General features: G+C 73.5%; 7 protein-coding genes. 5 read left to right on the top strand and 2 right to left on the bottom strand.

Annotated features, from left to right (window positions below):
- The coding region (gene dnaG / locus ABD811_RS40785) for a DNA primase (protein ID WP_344958572.1) at positions 1–1,345 on the bottom strand (1,345 nt) is incomplete at its 3' end.
- A gap of 75 nt (positions 1,346–1,420) precedes the next feature.
- On the opposite strand from dnaG, the gene ABD811_RS40790 reads away from it, so the two are divergent.
- The gene (locus tag ABD811_RS40790; RefSeq protein ID WP_344958574.1) at positions 1,421–2,080 is read left to right on the top strand and encodes a putative glycolipid-binding domain-containing protein; all 660 of its coding nucleotides are present in this window, start codon (positions 1,421–1,423) and stop codon (positions 2,078–2,080) included.
- A 20-nt stretch (positions 2,081–2,100) separates the two neighbouring features.
- On the opposite strand, the gene ABD811_RS40795 is transcribed toward ABD811_RS40790, so the two are convergent.
- Positions 2,101–3,666 carry a M20/M25/M40 family metallo-hydrolase gene (locus tag ABD811_RS40795; protein ID WP_344958576.1) on the bottom strand — a complete coding sequence of 522 codons (1,566 nt, stop codon included), beginning with the start codon at positions 3,664–3,666 and terminating at the stop codon, positions 2,101–2,103.
- Between the two features lie 548 nt (positions 3,667–4,214).
- Between ABD811_RS40795 and ABD811_RS40800 the strand changes: the two genes are divergently transcribed.
- From ABD811_RS40800 to ABD811_RS40815, 4 genes are all read left to right on the top strand, one after another.
- Complete coding sequence (locus tag ABD811_RS40800; RefSeq protein ID WP_344958578.1) at positions 4,215–4,517, top strand: urease subunit gamma; 303 nt, start codon at positions 4,215–4,217, stop codon at positions 4,515–4,517.
- On the top strand, positions 4,514–4,840 hold the full coding sequence (locus ABD811_RS40805) for an urease subunit beta (RefSeq protein WP_425549512.1): 327 nt from the start codon (positions 4,514–4,516) through the stop codon (positions 4,838–4,840). Before ABD811_RS40800 ends, ABD811_RS40805 begins: the two co-directional genes overlap by 4 nt.
- Entirely contained in the window at positions 4,833–6,569 is a 1,737-nt protein-coding gene (locus tag ABD811_RS40810) for an urease subunit alpha (RefSeq protein WP_344958580.1), read from the top strand. The genes ABD811_RS40805 and ABD811_RS40810 overlap by 8 nt, the downstream gene beginning before the upstream one ends.
- The coding region (locus ABD811_RS40815) for an urease accessory protein UreF (RefSeq protein ID WP_344958582.1) at positions 6,569–6,925 on the top strand (357 nt) is incomplete at its 3' end. The genes ABD811_RS40810 and ABD811_RS40815, both read left to right, overlap by 1 nt.

Genomic DNA, 6,925 nt, shown 5'->3' on the forward strand with positions numbered 1-6,925 from the left:
GCGCGGCCGGCCGCTGCCGCGCCGACAGCTCGCGGACGCGGCGCAGCACGAACTCCTCGTCCATGATGCCCAGCCAGCGGTCCAGGCTGATCGCGTACATCTGCCGCAGCGCCCGGTCCTTGATGGAGGCCACCACCGGCGCGGCCGCGTCCAGCGCCGCCAGCCGCCCCTCGGCGGTGTCGAGGTCGTAGCCCCCGATGCGGCTGCGGATGGCGAACTCGAACAGCGGCAGCCGGGAGGCCACCAGATCGCGCACCGCCGCGTCCCCGTACCGCACGCGCAGGTCGCACGGGTCGAGGCCGTCGGGCTGGACGGCCACGAACGTCTGGGTGACGAACTTCTGCTCCTCCTCGAAGGCGCGCAGCGCGGCCCGCTGCCCGGCCGAGTCGCCGTCGAAGGTGAAGATCACCTCGCCGCGGAACTCGTCCTGGTCCATCAGCAGCCGACGCAGGATCTTGATGTGGTCGCCGCCGAACGAGGTGCCGCAGGTGGCGATCGCGGTCGGCACGCCCGCCAGGTGGCAGGCCATCACGTCGGTGTAGCCCTCGACGACCACGGCCTGACGGCGCCGGGCGATCTCCTTCCTGGCCAGGTCGGCGCCGTACAGCACCGAGCCCTTGTGGAACAGCGGCGTCTCGGGGGTGTTGAGGTACTTGGCGGTGCCGTCGTCGTCGTACAGCTTGCGCGCCCCGAAGCCGATGACGTCGCCGCTCAGGTCGCGGATCGGCCACACCAGGCGGCCGCGGAAGCGGTCGATCGGGCCGCGCCGCCCCTCCTTCGCCAGCCCGGCGGTGATCAGCTCGCGGTCGGCGAAGCCCCGCCCGCGCAGGTGCCGCACCAGGGCCTCCCACTCGCGGGGCGCGTAGCCGACCCCGAAGTGCTCGGCGTCGGCCGCCTCGAACCCCCGCTCGGACAGGAACTTGCGGCCCGTGATCGCCTCCGGCGTGGCCAGCTGCTCGGCGTAGAACTCGGCGGCCGCCCGGTGCGCCTCGATCAGCCGGGCGCGCTGGCCGGTGTCGCGGCGGGAGGTGTGGCCGCCGTCCTCGTAGCGCAGCTGGATCCCGGCCTTGGCCGCCAGCCGCTCGACCGCCTCGGTGAACGACAGGTGGTCGATCTCCTGGACGAACTTGATGACGTCGCCGCCGTTGGAGCAGCCGAAGCAGAACCACAGCCCGCGCGCGGGCGTGACGTTGAACGAGGGCGACTTCTCGTCGTGGAACGGGCACAGGCCCTTGAGATTGCCGCCGCCGGCGTTGCGGAGCTGGAGGTACTCCCCGACCACGTCGGCGATCGGCGAGCGCTCCCGTACGAGCGCGATGTCCTCGTTGCGAATCCGGCCGGCCACGGCGGCGAGTCTAATCCGTCGGCCCGACATCCCGGGCCTGGCGTCCGCAACCGGTGCGGGGGTATCGATCCGCCCATGACCGAATCGATCGTGTGGGTGAAGCCCGGGGGCGCGGAGCTGGCCGAGGTGCGGCTGAGCCGGGGGGAGCTGACGGCCGCGGGGACGGCGATCGGCGGCGATCCGCTGCCGTACCGGCTGGAGTACGAGCTGACGACCGACGACCGCCTGGTGACGACGCGGCTGATGGTGGAGGCGCACGGCACCGACCCGGCGACCGGGCCGTGGAAGCGCGGGCTGGAGTTGCTGAACCGGCCGGAGGGCGAGTGGCACATCGTCGCGCGCGCCGAGGGGCACGTGCCGCTGCCGCCGCCGGGCGGGGACGCGTCGGCGCTCAAGGGCGCGCTGGACTGCGACCTCGGGCTGTCCCCGCTCACCAACACGATGCCGGTGCTGCGGCCTCCGGCGGACGGCGCCCGCCTGCTGGACGGCGGCGGCCCGGCCGAGTTCCTGGTGGCGTGGGTGTCGGTGCCGGACCTGGCGGTGTCCCCGTCCCGGCAGACGTACACGTTCGTCCGCCGGGACGGGGAGCGCTCGGTGGTCCGGTTCGACAGCGACGGGTTCACCGCCGACATCGTGTTCGACCGGACGGGACTGGTGGTGGACTACCCGTTCATCGGCCGCCGGGTCGTCCCCGAGACGGCCGGGGCGGCCGGGGCCCCGCTCGGCGCGCCCTGAGGCTCAGGGCGCCCTGAGCGTCAGCGCACCCGGAACCGGTCGAACAGCCGGTACATGAACTCGGTGCCCTGCCTGAGCGCGTCGACGGTGATGCGCTCGTCGTTGCCGTGCATGGTGACGAGCTGGTCGTTGTCCAGGACGTAGGGGTAGACGCCGTACCCGGGGACGCCCCGGGAGGTCCACGGGTACAGGCTCGTCCCGGCCTCGAACAGCGCCGGGGCGAACACCGCGTCCGGGTAGGTCCTGCCGGCCGCGTCCTTGATCGCGGCGAACAGCGGCGAGTCGATGGACGACGGCGGCTTGGCGAAGGTCTCGTCGAGCCGCTTCAGCGCGTCCTCCTCGCTCTCTCCGGGGTTGCCGACGAGCTTGACCGTCACGTCGCGGCCGTCGAGCAGCCTGCGGACCTGCGCGAGGAACTCGCGCGGCCGCTGCCCGCCGGGCACGCCCCGGCAGTTGATCCGCAGCGTGGCGGTGGACGGGATGACGTTCTCCTTGTAGCCCGCGTCCTCGATGACGAAGGCGTGCGTGGTGCGCAGCAGGGCGCGGTGCAGCCACGGGTAGGAGCTGCGCTTGACGACGACGGCCGCGGCGCGTTCGCGGGCGGCCTGCGTGCGGGCGGCCAGCATCAGCTCGATGGCGCGGCGGAACGCGGCGTCGTCGGTGGCGCGGGCCAGGGCGGTGAAGTACTCGCGGGTGACGGGCGTGATGGTGACGGGCGCCAGCCAGCCGTCCAGGTCGGTGACGGCGCGCGACAGCTTGGCGATGGCCGAGTCGGGGTTGGGCTTGGAGGAGTGGGTGGCGGTGCCGTCGGCGACCAGGTCGAGGTTGAAGTAGACCTTGTCCTGCCGGGTCACGGTGATGAGCATGGGGGTGCGCTTGTCGCGCTGGGCCAGGAACCAGCCGCCCTCGGTGAGCACCATCCCGGCGTTGACCTTGTCCCAGTGCCGCTCGGCGAGCCAGCGCGACCCGTACGGGCCGGACTCCTCGTCGCAGTCGGTCAGGACGATGATGTCGCGGTCGAACTTCCCGCCCTCGTCGAGATGGCGCAGCAGGGCGGAGATGAACGCGGCGTTGGCGCCCTTCATGTCGAGCGCGCCGCGTCCGTAGATCTCGCCGTCCTTCACGACGCCCGCGAACGGGTCCACCGACCATTTGGAGCGCTCCACTGGAACGACGTCCGAATGCCCGAGCAGCAGCAGCGGGGGCGCCGCCGTGGTGCCCTTGACCCGGGCGATCAAATGGACGTTGTCCTGCTTGGGCGTAGGGACGATCTCGGCGGACACCCCGGCCGACTCCCAGACCGACTTGAGCATCCGCGCGTGCGGGAGCGTCACGCCGCCCTCGCCGTGGTTCTGGGTGTCGTAGGCCAGCATCTTCTTCAGCAGGGCCAGCGGGTCCAGGTCGGCGGGGTCGACGCCGGCGGGCGCGGTGCGCGCCGTGGCCGGGACCCCGGCGAGGGTCTCCCCGGCGACCAGGCCGCCGGCCAGCAGCACGGCTCCGGCGCCGGTGCGGCCGAGGAACGTCCGGCGGGTGATCGGGGTCGGCGGGTTGTGATCGGGCTCCCGGGAGTCGGTCGTCGTCGACATGGATCTCCTTTTCTCCGGTACGGGGGGATTCCGGAAAAGGGTCGGGAGACGCCCGGGCGGCGGGGCCTGTCCGGGCGTCCGTGCGGGACGGGGGTCTGGCGCCGCGTGAACGCGGCGACCGCTTCCACCTCCACGAGCCGGCCGGTGACCGGCAGGTTCTCGATCTCCAGCGTGACCCGGGCGGGCCGGGCCGGGGTTGACGTACGGGGGCGGCGCCGGGGCGGCGCTGCCGGCGGGACGTTGACGGGCTTGCCGGTGGTCTGGTCGGTGTCGGCGTTGAAGTGGCGGTACGCGCGGTTCCGGCCGGGGAAGCCGGCGGCGTCCGCGCCTGGCGGGTCGGCGGGGCAGGCCCGCGTCGAGATCACGTCCCGAGGCGTCAGGCCCTGTGCCCTGAGGTTGTCGGTGATCTGCTTCAGAACGTTGATCGTCTGCGCCTCGGTGATCGTTACTCCGGGCGGCGGGCGCCCCCGCCCGGTTACGTGAAATGGATGTTAAAAAGGCAATTCCCTCGTTCCGGAATCAGTCAGACCGGCAGTAACGTCCCCAGAGTGCTGATCACTCCACACGAGCAGGAACGCCTGCTGATCCACGTGGCCGCCTCCGTGGCCCGCGAGCGGCGGGCGCGCGGGCTGCGGCTCAACCATCCCGAGGCGACCGCGATCATCGCGGTGCACATCCTGGAGGGCGCCCGCGACGGGCGCACCGTGGCCGAGCTGATGGAGTCCGGCCGCACCGTGCTCACCCGTGACGACGTCATGGAGGGGGTGCCGGAGATGCTGGAGTCGGTCCAGATCGAGGCGACGTTCCCCGACGGCACCAAGCTCGTCACCGTCCACCGGCCGATCCCGTGAGCGGCGGCGCGATGGTCCCCGGGCAGGTCGTCCCCGCCGGCGAGCCCGTCCCGCTGAACCCGGGCCGGCCGCGGACCGCCCTCACCGTCGTCAACACCGGCGACCGTCCCGTGCAGGTGGGCTCGCACTACCACTTCGCCGTGGCCAACCCCGCCCTGGACTTCGACCGGGACGCGGCGTGGGGTCAGCGGCTGGACGTGCCCGCCGGGACGTCGGTCCGGTTCGAGCCCGGCGTGGCCCGCGAGGTGACGCTCGTCCCGCTGGCCGGTGGCCGCGTCGTCCCCGGGCTGCGCACGGACCGGGCGGGAGCACTCGATGACTGAGCTGTCCCGCGCCCGCTACGCCGAGCTGTACGGGCCGACGGCGGGCGACCGCGTCCGCCTCGCCGACACCGACCTGTTCATCGAGGTCACCGAGGACCTGGCGCGCGGCCCGGACGGCGCGGCGACCGGCGACGAGGCGGTCTTCGGCGGCGGCAAGGTGATCCGCGAGTCGATGGGGCAGTCCCGCGCCACCCGCGCCGAGGGCGCCCTCGACCTGGTCGTCACCGGCGTCGTCGTGCTCGACCACTGGGGCGTGGTCAAGGCCGACGTGGGCGTGCGCGACGGCCGGATCGTCGCGCTCGGCAAGGCGGGCAACCCCGACACGATGGACGGCGTCCACCCGGACCTGGTCATCGGCCCGACCACCGAGGTGCTGGCGGGCAACGGCAGGATCCTCACCGCCGGGGCCGTCGACTCCCACGTGCACTTCATCTGCCCGCAGCAGGCCGAGGAGGCGCTCGGCGCCGGGGTGACCACCCTGCTCGGCGGCGGCTCCGGACCGGCCGAGGGCACCAAGGCCACCACCGTCACCGGCGTCTGGTACCTGCACCGCATGCTGGAGGCCATGGACTCCTGGCCGGTGAACGTGGCGCTCCTCGGCAAGGGCAACACCGTGTCCGCCGAGGCCATGTGGGAGCAGCTGCGCGCGGGCGCCGCGGGCTTCAAGCTGCACGAGGACTGGGGCTCCACGCCCGCCGCGATCGACGCCTGCCTGCGCGTCGCCGACGCCTCGGGCGTGCAGGTGGCGCTGCACTCCGACACGCTGAACGAGGCCGGGTACGTCGAGTCGACGCTGGAGGCCGTCGGCGGCCGGTCGATCCACGCCTACCACACCGAGGGCGCGGGCGGCGGGCACGCGCCCGACATCATCACCGTCGCCGCGCACCCGAACGTGCTGCCGTCGTCGACCAACCCGACCCGCCCGCACACCGTCAACACCCTCGACGAGCACCTGGACATGCTCATGGTGTGCCACCACCTCAACCCGTCGGTGCCCGAGGACCTGGCGTTCGCCGAGTCCCGGATCCGCCCGACGACCATGGCGGCCGAAGACGTCCTGCACGACCTGGGCGCCATCGCGATGATCGGGTCGGACTCGCAGGCGATGGGCCGGATCGGCGAGACCGTCATCCGCACCTGGCAGACCGCGCACGCCATGAAGCGCCGCCGCGGCGCCCTGCCCGGCGACGGCGGCTCCGACAACGGGGCGGACAACCTGCGTGCCCGCCGCTACGTCGCCAAGTACACGATCAACCCGGCGATCGCGCACGGCCTGGACGGCGAGATCGGTTCGGTCGAGCCGGGCAAGCTGGCCGACCTCGTCCTGTGGGACCCGGCGTTCTTCGGGGTGCGCCCGCACGTCGTGCTCAAGGGCGGGATGATCGCGTGGGCGGCGATGGGCGACGCCAACGCCTCGATCCCGACCCCGCAGCCGGTGCTGCCGCGTCCGATGTTCGGCGCCTCCCCGGCCGCCGCGGCCGCCACGTCCCTGCACTTCGTGGCGCAGGCCGCGCTCGACGACGGGCTGCCGGACCGGCTGGCGGTGCGCCGCCGGTTCGTCCCGGTCAAGGACACCCGGCGGCTCGGCAAGGCCGACCTTCCGCTGAACGACGCGCTGCCCCGCATCGAGGTGGACCCCGACACCTTCACCGTCTCGGTCGACGGCGAGGAGATCGAGCCGGCCCCGGTCGCCGAGCTGCCCATGGCCCAGCGCTACTTCCTGTTCTGATGGAGGAGATCCCCGCCGCGCTGCTCCTGCTGGCCGACTCGCGTCTGCCGGCCGGCGGCCACGCGCACTCCGGCGGGCTGGAACCGGCCGTCACCGCGCACGCCGTCACCGGCCTGGACGACCTGCGCGGCTTCCTGCGCGGACGGCTGGCCACCGCCGGCCTCACCACCGCCGCCCTGGCGGCCGCCGCCTGCGCGCACGCCGACGCGGAACCGCACCGGTGGCGGGAGCTGGACGCGGAGGCGGACGCGCGCACGCCGTCGCCCGCCCAGCGGCGGGCGTCGCGGGCGCAGGGGCGGTCGCTGTCCCGGGCGGCGCGGGCGACCTGGTCGCATCCCGGGCTGGACGCGCTGGCG

This window comes from Actinomadura miaoliensis, assembly GCF_039536785.1.
GTDB classification, from domain to species: Bacteria; Actinomycetota; Actinomycetes; order Streptosporangiales; family Streptosporangiaceae; genus Spirillospora; species Spirillospora miaoliensis.